This is a genomic window from Microbacterium aureliae (assembly GCF_054780155.1).
The window spans coordinates 788,832-807,721 of the sequence record NZ_BAAGWW010000002.1 but is presented as its reverse complement, the minus strand read 5'-3'; the positions used below and the strand labels follow the sequence as shown (position 1 = coordinate 807,721).

16 protein-coding genes are annotated in these 18,890 nt (G+C 66.8%); 6 read left to right on the top strand and 10 right to left on the bottom strand.

Going from position 1 to position 18,890, the window contains the following annotated elements:
* Positions 1-26 precede the first annotated feature (26 nt).
* From ACYVF4_RS09885 to ACYVF4_RS09865, 5 genes are all read left to right on the top strand, one after another.
* Positions 27-1,142 carry a Coenzyme F420 hydrogenase/dehydrogenase, beta subunit C-terminal domain gene (locus tag ACYVF4_RS09885; RefSeq protein WP_460723112.1) on the top strand — a complete coding sequence of 372 codons (1,116 nt, stop codon included), beginning with the start codon at positions 27-29 and terminating at the stop codon, positions 1,140-1,142.
* The gene (locus tag ACYVF4_RS09880; protein ID WP_460722185.1) at positions 1,052-1,702 is read left to right on the top strand and encodes an acyltransferase; all 651 of its coding nucleotides are present in this window, start codon (positions 1,052-1,054) and stop codon (positions 1,700-1,702) included. Before ACYVF4_RS09885 ends, ACYVF4_RS09880 begins: the two co-directional genes overlap by 91 nt.
* Positions 1,699-2,592 (top strand): glycosyltransferase, encoded by an 894-nt coding sequence (locus ACYVF4_RS09875; protein WP_460722183.1) that lies wholly within the window; start codon positions 1,699-1,701, stop codon positions 2,590-2,592. Before ACYVF4_RS09880 ends, ACYVF4_RS09875 begins: the two co-directional genes overlap by 4 nt.
* 66 nt (positions 2,593-2,658) lie before the next feature.
* Positions 2,659-4,116, top strand: coding sequence for a lipopolysaccharide biosynthesis protein (locus tag ACYVF4_RS09870; RefSeq protein ID WP_460722181.1), 1,458 nt, complete (start codon positions 2,659-2,661; stop codon positions 4,114-4,116).
* 16 nt (positions 4,117-4,132) lie between these two features.
* Positions 4,133-4,930, top strand: a complete 798-nt coding sequence (locus tag ACYVF4_RS09865; RefSeq protein ID WP_460722179.1) for a polysaccharide pyruvyl transferase family protein — start codon at positions 4,133-4,135, stop codon at positions 4,928-4,930.
* 150 nt (positions 4,931-5,080) lie between these two features.
* Here the strand turns inward: ACYVF4_RS09865 and ACYVF4_RS09860 are convergent, their stop codons facing one another.
* The gene (locus ACYVF4_RS09860; protein ID WP_460722177.1) at positions 5,081-6,355 is read right to left on the bottom strand and encodes an acyltransferase family protein; all 1,275 of its coding nucleotides are present in this window, start codon (positions 6,353-6,355) and stop codon (positions 5,081-5,083) included.
* Between the two features lie 289 nt (positions 6,356-6,644).
* Entirely contained in the window at positions 6,645-6,896 is a 252-nt protein-coding gene (locus ACYVF4_RS09855; protein ID WP_460723110.1) for an acyltransferase, read from the bottom strand.
* Positions 6,897-7,345: 449 nt separating this feature from the next.
* Here ACYVF4_RS09855 and ACYVF4_RS09850 point away from each other — a divergent pair, with 449 nt between their 5' ends.
* Positions 7,346-7,921, top strand: a complete 576-nt coding sequence (locus ACYVF4_RS09850) for a cation transporter (RefSeq protein WP_460722176.1) — start codon at positions 7,346-7,348, stop codon at positions 7,919-7,921.
* A gap of 3 nt (positions 7,922-7,924) precedes the next feature.
* Here the strand turns inward: ACYVF4_RS09850 and ACYVF4_RS09845 are convergent, their stop codons facing one another.
* The 8 genes from ACYVF4_RS09845 to ACYVF4_RS09810 all read right to left on the bottom strand — a co-directional run bounded on the left by ACYVF4_RS09845 (position 7,925) and on the right by ACYVF4_RS09810 (position 18,811).
* A complete protein-coding gene (locus ACYVF4_RS09845) occupies positions 7,925-8,425 on the bottom strand; it encodes a hypothetical protein (protein ID WP_460722174.1) in 501 nt (166 codons plus the stop codon).
* Between the two features lie 173 nt (positions 8,426-8,598).
* A complete protein-coding gene (locus tag ACYVF4_RS09840; protein WP_460722172.1) occupies positions 8,599-9,510 on the bottom strand; it encodes a mechanosensitive ion channel family protein in 912 nt (303 codons plus the stop codon).
* A gap of 265 nt (positions 9,511-9,775) precedes the next feature.
* The gene (locus ACYVF4_RS09835) at positions 9,776-12,991 is read right to left on the bottom strand and encodes a hypothetical protein (protein WP_460722170.1); all 3,216 of its coding nucleotides are present in this window, start codon (positions 12,989-12,991) and stop codon (positions 9,776-9,778) included.
* A 294-nt stretch (positions 12,992-13,285) separates the two neighbouring features.
* Positions 13,286-14,383, bottom strand: a complete 1,098-nt coding sequence (locus ACYVF4_RS09830; RefSeq protein WP_460722168.1) for a glycoside hydrolase family 172 protein — start codon at positions 14,381-14,383, stop codon at positions 13,286-13,288.
* A gap of 63 nt (positions 14,384-14,446) precedes the next feature.
* Positions 14,447-15,343 (bottom strand): carbohydrate ABC transporter permease, encoded by an 897-nt coding sequence (locus ACYVF4_RS09825; RefSeq protein WP_460722166.1) that lies wholly within the window; start codon positions 15,341-15,343, stop codon positions 14,447-14,449.
* On the bottom strand, positions 15,343-16,281 hold the full coding sequence (locus tag ACYVF4_RS09820; RefSeq protein WP_460722164.1) for a carbohydrate ABC transporter permease: 939 nt from the start codon (positions 16,279-16,281) through the stop codon (positions 15,343-15,345). The genes ACYVF4_RS09825 and ACYVF4_RS09820 overlap by 1 nt, the downstream gene beginning before the upstream one ends.
* 47 nt (positions 16,282-16,328) lie before the next feature.
* The gene (locus tag ACYVF4_RS09815) at positions 16,329-17,669 is read right to left on the bottom strand and encodes an ABC transporter substrate-binding protein (RefSeq protein WP_460722162.1); all 1,341 of its coding nucleotides are present in this window, start codon (positions 17,667-17,669) and stop codon (positions 16,329-16,331) included.
* A gap of 116 nt (positions 17,670-17,785) precedes the next feature.
* Positions 17,786-18,811: a LacI family DNA-binding transcriptional regulator gene (locus ACYVF4_RS09810; protein ID WP_460722160.1), complete on the bottom strand. Its 1,026-nt coding sequence runs from the start codon at positions 18,809-18,811 to the stop codon at positions 17,786-17,788.
* Between the last annotated feature and the right edge of the window lie 79 nt (positions 18,812-18,890).

The following is an 18,890-nucleotide window of genomic DNA, read 5'->3' as shown; positions in this document are numbered from 1 at the left end:
GCCCCCGGCTGGACCCGTCACTCGAGATGCATCTGGATGCAGCAGGATTCAGCCGGCCACGTCGCGTCAGAGCGAGCACCATAACATCGGCAGATCCAGCTTGGACAGAATTCCACTCGGCTTGCCCAGGCAAGCTGGTGACGGCCGCGAAAGCGCCGTCTGCAGGCAAGTCGGATCCCTTATTCGGATCCTACCTAGAGTCCTGGCGAGGCTGGGCACGAGATACCGCGGTGCGGGAGGCGGGCAGTAGCGGCGGCGCGATATCGGCGCTCGCAGCCTGGATGGTGGACAACAACGAAACAGTCGCCGGGGTCGCAGCGGATCGAGGCCGCCCATCGCGCACCGTCCCAGTTCAAATTCGCAGTAGAGACGAAGTTCTCGCTGCCGCTGGCTCACGCTATGCACCGGTCGCAACGCTGACCGGGGACGGCGTCGCGACCTCCTCGGCGATCATTTCAAAGCCCTGCGAAGCCGCGGCCTGGCGGTCTGTGCAGAGTTCTCGCGGTTCCCAGACGCCGCTTCTCATCTCATTCTTCTGCGCCGGCGTCCCCAGTCAGACAGCGACCGATGCGCTGATACGCAAGCTCGGCATGGACCCTGACGACCTCGTCGCGCTCAAGTATCGCGGTGACGGCTGGCCCGGCGACTTCAGGGCTGTTAGCCGGGAGGGCGAATCGGCTTCGATGTCCTACGACTTGTCGTGGGGGCGAGAGCTCGGCCCGACAATGCAGTGGCGATGCAAGATCTGTCCCGACGGGACGGCTCGAAGCGCGGACATCGTAGCCGGCGACTATTGGCGAACCGACGACCGAGGTTATCCCCTTTTCGAGAACGCGGAAGGTGAGAGCGTCCTCATAGCGCGAACCCAACGCGGCTACGACACATTGCGGGCGGCTGCCGATGCCGGCGTCATCGAGCTCGAGATCCTCAGCCTCTCCGAGCTTCACAAAGTGCAGCCCCTGCAAGTAGAGAGGGTCCGCCAGTTGAACGGCAGACTCTGGGGCGCACGGTTGGCGGGCCGAAGCGTTCCGCATTTCCGGGGTTTTGGATTATGGCGCCACTCCCTACGTCACCCGATTCGGGATTTCCTGCGCCCCGCCGTGGGATCCGTGGTCCGCACCATTCGCGCGAGGAAGGCTTAGACGTGAACCGTTCGATTCTGCAGCGACTCCATCTTCGCGACTACTGGCGAGGTCTCATACTCTTCACCCTGTTTGTTTGCGGTCGCGTTCCGTGGCATCAGTTCCGGCTCCTCACGTATCGGGTCGCCGGGGTGCGAGTCGGCCGCAGGTCCACAATTCACTGGAGGACAGTGTTCTTCGAACCTCAAGGCATAACCATCGGCAACCACTGCATAGTGGGAAACGACGCCTTCCTGGACGGTAGGCGCGGACTTTCTCTCGGCGACAACGTGAATATCGGTGGCCACGTACAGATATACACACTGCAACATGACCCGCAATCGTCGTCCTTCGCAACCGTGGGGGGACCCGTGGTGATCGAGGATCGAGCGTGGGTTGCGTCGCGGGCTACGATTCTCCCCGGGGTACGCATCGGCGTCGGTGCTGTCGTCGCAGCCGGCGCCGTTGTGTCGAGAGATGTCCCGGACTACTCGATAGTGGCCGGCGTTCCTGCCCGACAGGTGGGCACGCGAAGCCGCAACTTGGAATACTCACTCGATTATCACCTGCCGTTTCAATGACCGACATGCATTCAACCGTCGACGTCCTGATGATTACGCACCGTCGCCCCGAGTACGTGAAGCTCTCCCTTCCGAGACTGCTAGAATCTCTGCCCCCTCACGGGAGGGTGTGGTTATGGCACAATGGCGAAGACGAACAGACCCTGGAGGTCGTTCGATCCTTTCTGGGTCACCCTCGAATCGCACATTTTCGACATTCGCCTGAGAATGTTGGTCTGAGAACGCCCACAAACTGGCTCTGGGCGAATTCGGAAGCGGACTTCATTTCAAAGGTGGACGACGATTGCCTCGTAGACCCGCGGTGGATCACCACGCTGTTGGACGCTCACAAGGGGGCCCCGGAAACAGGCGTCCTGGGCTCCTGGCGGTTCTACGACGAGGACTACATGCCGCGGCGGGCCGAGAAGAAGCTCCGCCAGCTTGCGAACGGTACTACACTCCTGCAAAACCACTGGGTACAGGGCAGCTCGTACCTAGCACGCCGCACGCTCCTCGAGGAAATCGGCCCCATCGCTCAGGGAGAGTCGTTTCCTGACTGGTGTATCCGCGCGGCACGCGCTGGCCGTGTCAACGGATGGGTCTTCCCGTTCGTCCACGAAGAGCACATGGATGACCCTCGGTCACCCTGGACAATGTTTACTGATGATGCGGCATTCATGGCACACAGGCCTCTATCAGCGGCACAGACGGGTGTCACGACGACAGCCGGTTGGACTCGTCAGATGAAGAGATCCGCGCGCGTCTTGCAGACTGCGAGCTTGGACATCCGTCGGTACACAGGATGGCGGCGGCGGCTACTGAACGCGCGTATTCGCGCGAGCGATCTCACACTCCGTGCGTGGAACGGGGTGTCACGGGGGGCGCTGCATGGCCACGGCGCCAACGAATAGGAGGGCGTCGCTGAATGGCGTTGCCCTGACGCAGGTCACGCCTTCCCGGGAGCCTGGAGGAGCGCTGTGACAGGGACCGTCCTAGGGGGTGCGGCCGCGCGCGGCGGCGCCATCACTTTCGCAGGGCAGATCGTCCGTTTCGGTGTGCAGATCGCGTCGACGGTGGTGCTTGCACGGCTACTCACCCCAGCGGATGTCGGCACCTTCGCGATGGTCTTCGCGCTTCTGGGTGTAGCTAGCGTTCTCGGCGACTTCGGCCTCTCGCTTGCCGCGATCCAGGCACGCAGTATCAGTCATGCGCAACGATCGAATCTCTTCTGGACCAACGCGGCCATAGGTTCACTCGTCATGGTGGCCGTCCTCATACTCGCGCCCTATTTGACAGTCTTATACGACACGCCTGGGATCACCCTCCTGGCGCAGTGGCTGTCGGCATCATTCCTTATCAACTCAATTGCGGCTCAGTTCCGCGCGGAGGCAACGAGACAGCTTCGCTTCAAGTGGCTCGCCGCCGCTGACATTGTCGCGGTGGGCGTTGGGCTCATAGCGGCGATTGCTGTTGCCTTGTCGAACGGCGGTTACTGGGCGCTCGTGGTACAGCAACTGGCGATCTCGGCGACCAGTCTTATGATGCTAGTCGTGGCAGCGAACTGGTTGCCCAGCTTTCCTCGCCGGGCGGCCGGGATGACGCAGCTATACCGGTTTGGCGCTAACACGCTCGGCGTACAACTACTCAACTACCTCACGGCTAACGTCGACAGCGTTCTCATCGGACGCTACTGGGGGGCTAGCCAGCTGGGGTTCTACGATCGCGCCTACCAAATCTTCAAGCTCCCACTGCAGCAGATCGGCGCTCCGATGTCACGAGTCGCGATACCGGTGCTCTCCCGCCTCCAGGATGACGACGCACAGTATGAAAGATTCGTGCTCCGTGCTCAAGTAATTCTCAGTTACACGTTTGCGGGCGCCTTCATCTTCCTCGCCACAGCCGCCGGCCCGCTGATCGACATCATATTGGGCCCGAAGTGGGAGCCCGCTAAGGAGATATTTGCCGTACTCGCGATAGGTGGCGTCTTCCAGGGCATCAGCTACCTGTACTACTGGATCTTCGTGTCGCGCTCCCTGACCGCCATTCAGTTCCGGTGGACCGTGATCAGCCGAGTATTCATGGTCGGCGCTATGGCCGTGGGTCTTCAGTGGGGCCCGACTGGCGTCGCGGCGGGCGGGACGATGGGACTCGCGGTCAATTGGCTGATACTGACAGCATTCCCACTCCGTCACGCACGCGTGTCACGAGCCGCGATCTTGAAGATCTCCATTCGGCCCATCATCGTGTGGACGCCGGTCGCCCTCGTCTGCACAATCTTGACAAAGACCGCGCTCGGGCCACTCGGCGCTACTGAGGCACTGCTCATCACGATTGCCCTCTTCGGGATCAACGCTGCGATTGCTTGCGTGATCCCGCGCGTCCGCCAGGACTTTCGGGAGATTTGGCGCGTAGTGACTTTGATGAAGAAATCATGACCTGGAGCAGAGACATATGCCAGTAGAGGTTTACTCCTTCAACCCGAAGCGGCGGCCGCACGGCAGGCTGGGCCGCTTTCGCCAGCCACGGCCCCTGAATAACTTTGGTGACCTGCTCGGCCCGCTGATTGTCCAGCGCCTTCTAGAAGATAGGGGGCTGAGCCTCTCCTCAGGCAGGGGGCGACTATTGAGCGTCGGATCTATCCTGCATTTCGCGCGGGAGGGAGACGTCGTATGGGGAAGCGGAATTAACGACAAAGTCGAGACTCTGTCGTTCCCTAGCATCGACGTCAGGTCAGTCCGCGGCCCTCTCACGAAAGCACGTCTGGGTAGCCACGGAATCGACGCGCCCGAGATTTTTGGCGATCCTGCTGCGTTGTGGGGTTTGTTGTGGCCTCGAGAGACCTACCTCACAGGATCCCCGCTTCGCGACGTCACAATCATCCCCAATTACAATGATATGGGCATGACTTCTGCCGTGGACCGGCGGATTGTGAGCCCTCTCTCGCCAGTGGATTTTGTGATCCGAGAGATCGCGAACAGCAGGTTCGTTTGTGGGTCATCGTTGCATGCGATAGTGATCGCCGAGTCTTTCGGGATTCCCGCGCGCCTAATCGAGTCGTCGCTCGAATCGGATTTCAAGTACGCCGACTACTATGCGGGCACTGGACGTGACCGCTACACGCCAGCGCGCACGGCAAAGGAAGCGGTAGCGATGGGCGGAGAACCGCCCGCCCAGTTCGATAAAAACCGACTCATAGCGGCGTTCCCGTTTGATCTGTGGGACGGGAAAGTCGGAAAGAATCACGCCTAACGTGGTGGCTGGAGATATTCGCAGCCGGTTGAGCGCACGACGCCGAGGGCTATACCGGACATCTCTGCAATCTGCGTCGCCGAGGCTTCTCAGCGGTCCCCACCTTGGACCACCGCACCGTGAAGCGTCTGGCAGGCGCGATGATGTTGATCAGTGCGGTGGCGCTTGGGTCGGCGCCAGAACCGTAGGCTCCCTGGCACTTATCTCGGTCCGTCGCTTGAGGCGCATCGCCGGTTTTTCCACACCGAAGTAGGTCGCCGAGGCGAGCGCGAGAGTGATCAGCAACGTAAGCCCGACGCTCTGAGAGAACCCGAGCCACGAATCCGCACCTGCCCACCCGAGGCCTTCCACCAGCCAAATGACGGGGAGATGCCACAGGTAGAAGCTGTAGGAGACGAGGCCAACGTAGCGAAACGGCAGAGTCTCTAGAACTCGAGCAAGGATCCCTGGTGTCCCGCTTGTTCCGGGAAGCGCGACGAAGAATATAGCCGACCCAAAGGCCGCTGCATACACGGTGTCACTGAAGTCACCTGGCGCGTAGCGTGCGGACACGAAGCCGACGACCGCAACTACGCCACTGACCACGCGCGCGAGGGGCGCCAACCGGTGACTCAGAACCGCCTTGTCAAACGCGACGACCATGACAGCTGCGAGCATTCCGAACGCGAACAAGTCTGCGTGAGCAAAGAAGCTGCGCGCGAGCACCGCGTACCAATTTCCGCCCCACTCATACAAGAATTGATCGGTTTCGGGAAGACTCCGGAAGACCCCGCGCTTCACGATTTTCCCGGCAACACCGAGGACGAATATCGCTGCAATCGGAATCACCGCGACCGCGACGCCCCACCTGCCGTGATCCCGCTTCACGACCATCCAAACGAGAAAAGCAATGACAGGCATCACCGCATAGAACACCAACTCGACAGTCAAGCTCCAGGCGACCCCAAGCCCCGTCTTTATGCTGAAAGGGAATAGCGTCTGAAGCATGGTCAAGTTCACGCCGAGCAGGCCCGGATCCGTCATGTAGCCGACGAGATCTCGCGTGGATTGAGTTGAAGTGGTCTGCGGAGATGTGTAAGCGGTTCCCAGAATCAGCGACACGAGGAGCAGCACAACAACATAGGCGGGGAAAATTCGCAGCAATCGATTCGCCGCATACCTGCCGAGGGCCGGAAACCGTTCGCCCGTCATAAGTGCGGTTGCGAACGGTCGGAACAGTAGAAAGCCGGACAACGCGAAGAAAAGGGTCAAACCGTTGAGCACTACGGACATGATGGGCGCCGCAGCGCCCCATGACACCGACGAGGCCAAGTGGACGTGCACGTGCCCAATGAGGACGCCGACTGCCGCAACCGCACGCAGGCCCTCCATGCCGATGATGCGGCTACCCCACGACGGCTGGAACGCGACCTGCGTCCTTTTCATCACTTGCTTCCTCCTGCTCCGTATCAAAACCCTGGTCAGACTACAGGGCTTCGCAATGGGGCGACCGGCGTGCACCGGACCTGGCACAAGCTACTGGGGAGGCCTCGGACGAGGGGCATTAGTCATGCAGCGCGGACGCTCCCGGCTCAGATGGCGCCGACGACCGCTGGGGTGGGCGAGTTCTCCTCCACAGTTACTAGACGCGCCTTGCACACTTCCTACTGCCCGATCGACGAGAATCCATCATCGATAGCCCGAAAGTGGGCGGGGTCACACTGGTCCCAAGCGCTCATCCCGTGTGCAGCGGACGGATTGCGCGTGCGGGCACTCCGGCGTAGAGAGTGTTTGCTCGGCAGTCCTTCGTGACCACCGCGCCGGCCGCAACCACCACGCCCTCCTCGATCGTCACGCCCGGGAGAATGGTGACGTTTGCTCCGATCCAGCTCCCATCGGAAATCGTGACGGGAGCGAACTCATGCGCCCCCGCGCGCTGGTCGGGACCACCGATTCGGTGTGAGCTTGTCACCACCGTTGCGCCCATCCCGAAGTAGACACGCTCCCCTATCGTCACAGGAGCAGATGTGGTGAACATGCACCCGTAGTTGATGAAGCTGTTGCGTCCTATGGAGATGTTCGGACTCCCAAACCAGACGTTCGGGGAGATTCGAGACTTTTGGACGTCTGCGCCCCACGCGCGAAGAAGCCGCCAGCGTAGCGGCACCGGGATCAGTGGACTGCTCAAGATTCGATTGACCAAGTCGCGGCCTAAGTTGGGCCATGCATTGGCCAGGCGACCCGCCGTCACTCGTGTCTTCGCTGCGATCCTCTGGCACATGCGTGTTCCCCACTCGAAGTCAGATATCGCCCGGCTGGCAAGGTCACCCGCGACGCAGCCGGACTGCGGCAACCTGCGTCGCCAGCGCCTTCGGCACCATCGGTCGATGGTAACGAGCTTGCGCGCCTCCGGTGTAAGTAGTGACGATGGTCACCGTGCAGATCCTCCGTCGGGTCGTCCTGATCGTCGCGCTGCTGAACCTCGGGTACTTCTTCGTCGAGTTCGTCGTGGCGTTCGCGATCGGGTCGGTGTCGCTCTTCGCCGACAGCGTCGACTTTCTCGAAGACGCCGCCATCAATCTGCTGATCTTCTTCGCGCTGACCTGGTCGGTGAGCAAGCGCCGCAAAGTGGGATCGGTCCTCGCGTTCGTGATCCTCATCCCCGCGCTCGCGACGATCTGGACCGCGGTCGCGAAGGCGTTCGATCCCGTGCCACCCTCCCCCGTCCCGCTCACCGTGACCGCGATCGGCGCTCTCCTGGTCAACCTCACCGCAGCCGCCCTGCTCGTGCGTCACCGCCACCACAGCGGCAGCCTGACGAAGGCAGCATGGCTCTCGGCCCGCAACGACGCGCTGGCGAACCTCGCCATCATCGTCGTCGGCATCCTCACGTTCTGGTTCGCGACCGGCTGGCTCGACATCATCGTCGGCGTCGGGATCGGCCTGCTGAACGCCGACGCCGCGCGCGACGTGTGGAAGGCCGCACGTCGCGAAGCGGACCCCGTCCCGTAGCGGTCACTCCGCCGGCCGGCCGCCCCACTTCGACAACTGGTACCCGGCGGCCGCTCCCCCGGCAACAGCGAGCGCCGCACCGCCCCACCCGAACACCTCGGTCCCCGCGAAGAGGTACCAGAGCGTCGTTGGCAGCCATTCATCGAGCACATGGATGCCGGGGAACGACACCTGCGGCTCCAGCGTCTGGAACCCCAGCCACAGCGCCACGACGTTCGCCGCAACAAGCGACACCAGTCCGACGGCGAGCACGACCGGCCAGCGGGCCCCGCGGCGGGCGATGGCAACGGTCGTCGCGGTCGCGCCGGCCAGCGCGATCGCCGAGACCATGACCCCCAGCATCCCGAACACCGGCTCTTTGCCCGCAGGTGCGAAGAGCACGGGCGCGGCGGCCCCGAACGTCGTCGCCAGCGCGCCGGGCGCGATCAGCAGCACCCACGGCGCGAGCGCGTTGAACAGACTCACCGGCCGGTAGCGCTCGAGCCCATGTATCGCCATGTCCATGTCGCCCCCAAAGCGCATGTCCTCCGGGCGGCTCCCACAGTCGCCCGTACCGGTGAGCATCTAACGCGCAGCGGGGGAAGTCAAGCGACTTAGGTCCTCTGTCTCAGTCGGCCGCTCGATGAAGACGACACCCCGCCGCGCGGGTGGCACGGCGGGGTGTCGAAGCGATCGCGTCAGATCTGGTCGGAGCGACGCGTGGGCGGGGGCGGCACGGCACCCGGCGTGGTCGGCGGCACCGGCGGCGCGGCAGGGGCACCCTGCGCGGTCGGGGGAACCGTCGGCGGCGCGGGGGCGGCTGCGGGGGCCGATGCCGGCGGCATCACCGCGGTGCGCTCGCGATCGGCGGCGTTGTCCGGCGCGGTGACGCGGCGAGCGGCATCCTTCAGCTGCTCCTTCGCGGGCGGGGCGTCCTGCGCCTCACGCTTGATCTTGGGAGCCTCTTCTTCGGCCTTGTTCAGCATGCCTTCCCAGCGCGCCTGCATCGGCTTGATGAGACCGCCGCCGACACCGACGATGATGACGCCCGCGATGATGGCGAGAACCGCGATCAGGATCGGGGTGGTCACCGTGGTGGCGACCTCGACCTGGTTCAGCGCCGCGGTGATGCCGAGGAACAGGATGAAGATCGCGGCGATGTTCGCCAGCACGCGCCCATACGACAGACCGCTCAGGGTGTTCTGGATGAGCGTCTTGGCACCCGCGGCGATCGCGGCGGCGATGATCACGATGATGATCGCCACGATGATCTTCGGCAGGAAGGCGATGATGCCCTCGAGCAGGTCGCTCACCGGGTTCGGTCCGAAGACCCCGAAGGCGAACTGCAGCACGAACAGCACGAGCGTGTAGTAGACGATCTTGGCGATGATGTCCGACGCGTCGAGCTTCGACTTCGCCAGCGCCCGCTTGATGCCGCCGCGCTCGACCAGCCGGTCGAAGCCGACCTTCTCGAGCAGCTTCTCGAGCCCCTTCGCGATGAGCTTCGCGACGATCAGGCCGACGATCAGGATCAGCAGGAACAGCAGGAACAGAGGTATGAACGCGAAGATCGCGCCGAGCGCGTTCTGCAATGCGACAAGGAAATTCATCGGGGGCTTCCTGTTCTTCAGGCGATCCGCGGGTGCAGAGCGCTGGAGTGCCCCAGTATTCGCCAAGGGGGTCCTCTCACCCGGGGCCCTTTCGCGAGCGGGGGTGGGTGTGATAGGTGCGCGGGGCCGGCGCCGGGCGCCTGGTGCGGAGTGGGTCGGGCGAGCGGCTCGTTAGGAGATCAGCATCCGTGAGGTCTTCTCACCGCGCCGGCTACCTTCTAAGCCTCATTTCTCCTATCGACCGGGCGGTGCCGGGCGGTGCGGGTCAGGGGGCGGGTTGCAGGTCCAGCAGCCGGCAGAGGCGGGCGGCGCCGTCGGCGCTGCCCGGGGTCTCGCAGTCGGCCTCGGCCTGGAGGGCGCGATCCATCGAGTCCGCGCTGTACGCCGACAGCGCCCAGCCGAGCGGCGGCACCACCGACGGTCGCGTCCCGGCCGAGACCACCACGATCTGGTTCGCGAACGCGTCGCGCACGGCCTGCACCGCCTGCTCGCACGGCGAGTCGAATGGCGCGCACACATCGCGGATGCTCGCCGACACCCGCTGCAACCACGCCCAATCAGAGAGCTGTGTCGCTCTCGCCCCGTAGCCGACGAGGGGCACGAGCGGTTCGGCGGTGAGATTCTCGAGCGTCTCGGCGACGTCGAAGCCGGCGGAGTTGCGCAGGTAGACCACGATCGGCACGTACGGGCTGGAGGCCGCCTCATTCCGCTCGCGGACAGCCGCGGCGATCTGGGGACCGAGGTCGGCGAGGGTTCCGAGCCCCGACCCCTCGGCGTACCCGCCGTCGATCAGCTGCGCCCTGCCGTCGCACTCCCCCTCGGGAAGCCGGCCGCCCGGCGTCACGATCGGGAACCTCGCCGACAGCATCGCGGCGGTCGCCCGGTCGAGCTGCGCGAGGCACTCCGCGGCGGGCCACCACGTGACCGCCGGATCCGTCGTCGGATCGTCGCACCGCGGGGCGTCGGCGGGGTCAGGGGTGGGCGCCGCGGGGTACGGGGTCGGGACTACGGACTGATCGCCGACGACCACACGGCAGCCGGAGTCCACGTCGGTCGAGTTGAGCAGCGTCACCCCTGTCCGTCGCTTGGCGGTGACCTCGTACGGCTCGGCCAACGAATGGATGCCGGCGATCCACCCGGTCTCGATCAGCGCGGCGCGGTCGCGCCAGCGCCACTCGAAGACGCGGGCCGCGGCATCCGTGTCGTCGAAATCAGGCGGCGGCGCGATATAGGACGGCAGCTTCACCCCGGTCGCCGAGGCGATCACGTCGCCGGCGAGCAGGCCCGACACCGCCATGCCGAGGGTGTCGGGGCTGGCGAGGGCGGCGAGGTCCGCGGACATCGCCGCCGGGTCGTCGACGAGACCCGAGAGGACGAGACCGACCGAGCCGCCGCTGACGCCGCTCGAGACGAGCACCGTCTGGTCCAGGCACGAGGCGCCGAGGATGCGCTCCAGCGCCTTCGCGGTCCAATACGCCGCGCGGATGCCGCCTCCTTCGGCGGCGACGAGCAGCACGGGCCGGATCTGCTGTTCACCGACGGTCACGGTGCAGCGGTTGGCGCCGAGGCGGGCGACGAGCGCGTTCGAGGCGTCGTCGGGGCCCTCCGCAGGCGGGGTCGCGGGTGTCGCGGTGGGCAGGGTGCGGATCAGGTGCGGCTGCCCGTCGGCCGAGAGGACCCCGAAGACCGCGCCCCACACGAACGGCACGACGAGGCCGAGGGTGAGGACCGGGGTGGCGGTGAGGCGCAGCATCCGGAAGATGGGCAGCGGCGCGTAGTCCTGCAGGGCGACGGCGAAGCCGCCGAAGATCGCCGTCCAGCAGGTGAGGATCAGGACCATCGCCGCCGTCGGGCCGAGCAGTCCCGCCACCTGCGGCCAGAGCGTGAGCAGCACGAGCACGGTGGCGCCGCCGCCGATGAAGCCGAGGAGCCACCGCCGGTGGCGGCGCCATTCCGCCGCCTGGGCCGCCGTGGCGGCGGGAGAGGACCCCGGCGGCACGCGCGGTTCGGTCGGATCGTTCGCGGCGACGACCCCGGCCAGCGTGAACCGGCGCGCATCGGGGCGGCGCCGGTCGAGCGTGCGCAGCAGGCGCGGGGCGGTCAGGGCGATGGCGGTCGCGAGCACCAGGACGGCCGGCGCGACGAGGTCGATGGGCGCGCCGGCGAGGGCATCGGGGGTGTCCGTCGCGGGATCGGCGGGCGCCGCGTCAGCGATGAGCTGCAGGAAGGTCGGCGCCGCCGTCGACCGAACCAGCCCCAGTGCCGCGACCGAGATGACCGCGATCGCGAGCACGTCGCCCGTCAGGCGCGCGTAGAGCGCGCGCGGCGGGTCCGCGCCCGGCGCGGGAAGCGGCGGCAGGCTGCGGTGCGGCGGGCGCACCCACAGCAGCGCGATCCCGGACGAGAGCAGGACCAGGGCGGGAAGCGCCGGGAAGGCGATGAGGGGTCCGAGACCGAAGACGTCCCGCCCGCCGGACAGCAGGAAGCCGAGGACGGCGATGATGAGCCACGCGGCGATCGGCAGCATCCACCACCACATCACAGGGGTCAGCGTCACCTCGACCGGCTCCTGCCGGGGCGGAACGTACCGCGCGTACATCAGCCGCGCACGGGCGCGGCCGAGGGCGAAGGCGGCGAGGAAGGCGACCGCGACCGCGACGACCGCCGTCACCGCCTGGTAGGAGTGCGTGGTCAGCCACTGGCGCTGCACGTCGGGGAGCTGGTCGAGGACGCCGTCCGTCGGGACGCACGACATGATGCCGAGCGTCACGACGCCGACCACCGACAACCGTTGCACCCACACCGCCTGCCACCCGCGCCGCACCGCGCGCGCGAGGGCCCGCCGCGTCGGGGTGTGGCGCAGGACGAGCACCACGAAGACGACCACGGCGGCCCACTTGAGCAGGGCGACGACGGCGATCGCGGTCGCTGTGACGGGCGCGGGGCCGGCGATCGCGAGGGTCAGCGACGCGACGGTGAGCAGCACGAACTCGACCGCCTCGAATCCGACGACGACCCACAGGGCGCGCACGAGGGTGCGCGGGCGCAGGACGGTGCGCGGGCGGTTCGCATCGGGATCCGGGATGCCGGTGGTCTGGGTCGTGGGCGGGGTCGGGGTCGGCGGCGCGGACCACCGGGCGAGGAAGGCGAAGCCGGCTGCGGCGTAGCAGACCACCAGCAGCGCGTCGACGAGGGTGTGCAGGGTGATCCACCCGGCGAGCGCGACCCGCAGGTCGCTCAGCGCCCAGTCGGCCCACGCGTCGCGGGCGGCGATCGACAGCGGTCCGACGACGGTTCCGAGGGAGTGGGTGTGGCCTTCGGTGTTCGCGACGGCCGAGATCAGGCGGTCGAGCTCGCCCATGACGATCAGGGCCATCGCGGCGGCCGTGGCCACCTGCATCCACCGGATCACCGTCGAGACGGCGCGGGATCCCTTTTCGGGCGGCGCGCTGCTGCGGGACGCCGCGATCGTCTGCACCATGCGCTCCCCCGAGCCCTGGCCGGGCCCCCACCGGCCCGCGATGGCGCGATGCTAGCGGACGGTGGGGTGGCGCGACAGGGGTGGGGGCATCGACTGCGGGCAGCCCCGGCCGCGGGCAGCCCCGGCCCCGGGTAGCCCCGGCTAGGAGACTTGCACTCCTGAGGATGCCGCGGGCCGCCGGCATCCTTCTGTGCACCATTTCTCCTAGCCGAGCGTTGGGCCGGGCGAGGCCGGGGCGCAGGGCCGAGCGAGGCCGCGGCGCAGGGCCGCGTTGAGCACCCGGCCCTCACCCGGTCAGCGCGGGGTGCGGTCGGCGGCACCCGGCAACGGCGGGAACGGTGCCGCGACGGTGGTCTGGTACCAGTACGCGGTGGTCGAGATGTCGTCGCTGCGCTCGAACAGGCCGTGGTCCCATGTGCCGATCTGCTGCACGGTCACCCGCAGCCGCTCGGCGAAGTACACCGGGTCCGGCAGGTGCCAGCGGTACAGGCCGTGCATCGGCAGCATCGCCGTGGTGAACTCCGACGCCTTGGTGGAGTCGACGGCGCTCGCGAACGGGTATCCGAAGTACGGCGCGCTGAAGGTCAGCAGCCGCGGCTCCGGATCGGCGCGCAGCGCGTCCTGGAACGCCCACGCTCCCCCGGCGTAGTCCTCCAGTCCCGTGCTGCAGAGGGTGGGCAGGGCGGTGTCGTCGTCGACGAAGAACTTCACCTCGCCCTCTCCCCACCAGTACCGCTGCAGCGAGGCGAGCGCAACATAGGTGCCGACGTACGTTCCGGCACCCTCGACGCCGTCCAGGATCACGTGATCCTGTCCGCGCGCGGTCGTGCCGTTGCTGCGGCGCCACTGCGCATGGAAGTATCCGGGCCACTCGCCGAAGTCGTCGCCGACGGTGTAGTCGATCTGGAAGAAGACATGCCCCACGTCGCCGGCGTGCTCGCTGGCGACCTCGATGCGCGCGCCGCGTCGGAACGGCATCGGGAAGTAGGAGTTCATGCCCCCGGTCGGCGCGACGACGATCGGCTCCGAGGTCACGAGCGCGCGCTCCCCGAACCCGTTGCAGAAGAAGTCGCCGAGCGGCACCTCGACCTGCGGGTGCTCCGCGCCGTCCCAATAGGCGCGCAGCACCAGATCGCGCAGCACGAAGGGCCCGGCCGGGGTCTTGTCGGCGACGGTGATCCAGATGTGCCGGATGACGCCGGGACCCTCGATGTCGGCGAGGACTACGCGGCCGCCGGCGGGAAGCTCGTACCAGGCGCTGCCCTTCCGGCCCGGTCCGAGGTTCGAGCTCGCCGAGCCGGCCGAGCCCGGCGCTCCCGTCGGGTTCTCGGCGTTGATCGCGCGGCTGCGCACGGTGCCGTCATTGCGAAGGCGGTTCCACGAGGTGGGCATGTGTCTCTTTCTTGGGTGAGAGGGGATGAACGGGCCGGATGCCGGTGGCACCGGCATCCGGGATCACTTGACGGCGCCGGCGGTCACACCGCGACTGATGGTGCGCTGGAACAGCAGGAAGAACACCAGCGTGGGGATCAGCGACAGCAGCGACCCGGCGTTGACGACGGTGATGTCGATCGAGTGCTGGCCGCGCAGGGTGGACAGCGCGATCGGGACGGTCTGCGAGGCGGGGTCGCCGAGCAGGATCAGCGGGATGTAGAACTCGTTCCACGTCCAGATGAAGGTGAACACCACCAGCACCGTCAGGGTGGGCCGGACGATCGGGAAGACGACCTGCCACAGGATGCGCCACGAGCCGGCGCCGTCGATGGCTGCCGCCTCGAGGACCTCGCGAGGGAACGTCGACATGACGCTCGAGAGGATGTAGGTGCCGTACGCGGCCCACAGCACGATGAAGACGACGATCACCGACCACACCGAGTTGAGCAGCCCGGTCGCCTGCGCTCCGTAGAACAGCGGATAGATGAGCGCCTCGTGGGGAACCATCGTCGCGATCAGCAGGAACGCCGTGATCGCGGTGTTCGCGCGGATCCGCCCGATGCCGATCGCGTACGAGGCCAGCAGGGCCAGGGCGGTGCCGGCGAACGCGACGATCGTCGAGGTGAGGATCGAATTCCACAGTGCGCGGGGGAAGTTCACCCGCGCGACGTAGTCGGCGAACGCGTCCAGCGTGAACGTGCCCGGCCACGCCAGCGGGCCGTTCGCGGAGTAGTCCGCACCGGTCTTGAAGGCGTTCAGCACCAGCAGCAGGAAGGGCGCCGCCATGAGCAGCGCCACGCCGACCGCGAGCGCCAGCATGAGCCAGTTCATCGGCGTGCGGTGGGCCCTGCGAACGGCGACGGATGCCGGTGCCGGCCGGGCGGGACGGGTGGGACGCGGCGGGGCGAGGGTGACCATCAGCGGTGCTCCTTGCGGGATTCGCGGTGCTGCCACAGCAGCATCGCCGTGGCGACGACGAAGATGACGACGGACATGACCGTGGCGATCGCCGAGCCGTACCCGACCCGCGACAGCTCGAAGAAGTTGCGGTACGCGTAGTAAGACGGCACGATCGTGGACTCCTCAGGGCCGCCGCCGGTGAGGATGAGGATGGGGGCGAAGACCTTGAGCGCCGCGATCGTCGCCGTCAGCACGACGACGAAGATCTCGGGACGGATCTGCGGGATCGTGATCGCCTGGAACCGGCGCCACCATCCGGCGCCGTCGAGCTCGGCCGCCTCGTAGAGCTCGGGGTCGACGCGCTGCAGCGCCGACATGAAGATCACGACCGGATAGCCGATCTGCAGCCAGACGAGCATCAGCATGACGGAGTAGATCGCCACCTGCGGGTCGCCGAGCCAGTCGGGCGGGTTCGGGATGCCGATTCCCTCGAGCAGCAGAGTCAGCGACCCCTGCTGGGTGTTGAGGATGGACGACCAGATGAATCCGGCCACCGCGATCGGGAGGATCTGCGGCAGATAGTACGTCGCGCGCAGCACGGCGATGGCACGGTCGCCGTAGCGACGACCGAGGTAGTCGAACAGCAGCGCGGCCAGCAGGATGCCGATGAAGGTGGGGATGACCGTGATCGCCACGATCATCGCGAGGCTGTTCTGGAACGAGCGCCAGAACGTGTCGTCACCGAACAGGGTGACGTAGTTCTCGACGCCCGCCCATCGCATGGGTGCGAGGCCGCCCTTCCAGTGGAAGAGGCTCGTGTAGATGTTCATCGCGAACGGCGCGGCGACGACGGCGAGGAAGCCGGCGGCCAACGGTGCGAGGTACAGCCAGTACGCGCCGCGCCGCTCGAGGGGACGACGACGGCTCGCCGGGGGGTGGTGTGCGGTGGTTGTCATGATGACTCCTCGGGTGGGGGCCCGCCGGAGCGGACCCCCACCTCGTGTCAGCCCGCGAGAGCGACCTCGCGGCCGTCGTCGTAGAAGGACTGGAGCTTCTCGGTCCATTCCTCAGCGGTCATATTGCCGTTGGACATCGCCTGCATGCCCGACTGGATGAAGTCCAGGAACCCGGCGACGGGGTAGTCCGGGTAGAACGCCAGGGAGTCGGCATCCAGCAGATCGTTGAACCGCTCGGTGAACTCGCGCGTCAGGTCGTCCTCGATCGTCGAGGCGTCCCCCGCGAGGGGCAGTCCGCCGAGCTGGCCGATCTTGTTCTGCACCTCATCGCTGAGGGTGATGTCGATCCAGTCGTAGGCGAGGTCCTTGTTGTCGGCGTTGGCCGGGACGCCCCACAGGTGACCGCTCGATCCCATCTGCAGGTTCGCGCCCGGAAGGGTGAAGTATCCCCAGTCGAACTCGGCCTGCTCGCGGATGCGGGCGAACTCCCCCTGGTTCCAGATGAGCATCGCCTTGTCGCCGCTGAGGAAGTTCACCGTCGCCTGCTCGAAGTTCAGCCCGCCGAGCTGCTCGCCGACGTAGCCCTTGTCGATCCACTCCCCGAAGCGCTCGGCGGCCGGACCCCACGGCGCCGCGTCGAAGTCGACCGGCTCGCGCAGGAACATGAAGTCGTCGATCGCGGTGCGGTCGGCCTGGGCGGCGACCAGGGAGTACCAGACCCACATCTGGTTGAAGCCCTGGCTCGTCGACGCCGACGACGAGATCGGCGTGATGCCGGCATCCAGCAGCTTGTCCATCGCCGCCTCGAACTCGTCGAGGTCCGTCGGCGGCTCGGTGATGCCCGCCTCGGCGAAGAGCTCCTTGTTGTAGTAGAACATCACGTATTCGCCGATGTTCGGGATGCCGTACCACTCGCCCGAGCCCGCGAGACCCTGCTCGTCGTACTTGGCGAACGCCTGCATGGCGCCCGTGATCTTCTCGTCCCAGCCGTACTGCTCGACCGCGTCGGTGAGCGGAGCGAGAAGGCCCTGGCCGGCGAGCTGGCCGCCGTCGGCATTGCCCTTGTTGAACTCGATGACGTCGGGCACGTCGTTGCCGGTGAGGGTGATCTTGGCGTTCTGGCGCATCGCGTCGAAGCTGGTCGTCTGGAAGTCGACGGTGACGTCGGGGTGCTTCTTCTTGAAGATCTCGAGCGCAAGCTGCCAGCCCTGGCCCTGCGCCGTCTCGGGGTTCTCGTACTGCAGGATCGTGAAGGTCTCGCCGTCGTTGTCGGGGCCTGCCTGGCCGGACTGGCCGGCCTGGCCGGACTGGCCGGCGCAGCCGACGAGGGACAGCGCCATGGCCGCTGCGGCGACGGCGCCGACGGCGGTTCTGCGGATGGGTGTCATTTCGGTTCTCCTTGATGGGTGGGGGGGGTTGCGGGGGGTCTCGGGGTTTCCGGGCGCGCCGAGCAGCGCCCCGGTGGTGACCGGGTCGGATGTGGGGCGGCGGCGAGCCGGCGGTGCTAGCGGGGAGGCGGTCCGACCGAGCCGCGCTCGATGAGCGGGCACGGGATCTTCTCGACGATCGGCGGACCGGTCGCGGTGCCGTGGATGCGCTCGAGCACGCGGGTGGCGGCCCAGGCGCCCATCTCGTAATGCGGCAGGCGGACGGTGGTCAGTCCTGGCCGCAATGCGTCGGCGATGAAGCGCTGGTCGTCGAAGCCGACCAGCGAGAGGTCATCGGGGATGCGGAGTCCCAGATCCGCCGCGGCCTGAGAAGCGGCGAAGGCGAGCTGGTCCGAGAAGCAGAAGAGCGCCGTCGGGCGATCGGGGCGCGCGAGCGATTCCCGGATCGGCGCGTACGCCGCGGCGGTGGCGGTGTCGTCGAGCGCGAGAACGAGGGCCGGGTCGACCTGCTGGCCGCCGGCAGCCAGCGCGGCCGCGTAGCCCTCGAAGCGCAGACCCGAGGCGATGTAGCGGTCGCCCCCGATGGTGCAGAACCCGATGCGGCGGTGTCCGGCATCCACCAGATGCATGACGGCGTCGTACGCGCCCGCGCGCTCGTCGGGGACGACGCCGTCGGCGCGCGAGGGATCGTCGGGCAGCCCGTCGAGGATGACCAGGGGGATCGTCGGCGGGACGGCGGGCACCGGCATCCGTCGATGGAACTCTGCGGCGACGATCATGCCGTCGATGTCGCGCTGCAGCAGCGACTTGGAGGACTGCTCGACCAGTTCGGGGCGATTCGTGGTGTCGATGATGAGGGCGAGGTAGCCCTCCTGCCAGGCGACCGTCTGCACGCCCTCGAGCATGCGGCCGGCGAAGGGGACGCTCGCGACGCGATCCGAGATGATGCCGATCGTGTGCGTGCGCTTCGTCTTGAGGCCGCGGGCGAGCTGGTTGGGGATGTAGCCCATCTCGGCCGCGGCGACACGGATCCGGTCGGCGGTGAGGGCGTTCACCCGCCCCTCGTGCCGGTCGTTCAGCACCAGCGACACCGCGGACGGCGATACGCCCACCGCGGCGGCGAGGTCTCTGAGGGTGATCACGACGGCTCCTTCGACATCAATCGATTGACGTTGCGGATGCCGGAGACCGGCCATGTCGTCAATCGTTTGATGTGACGGT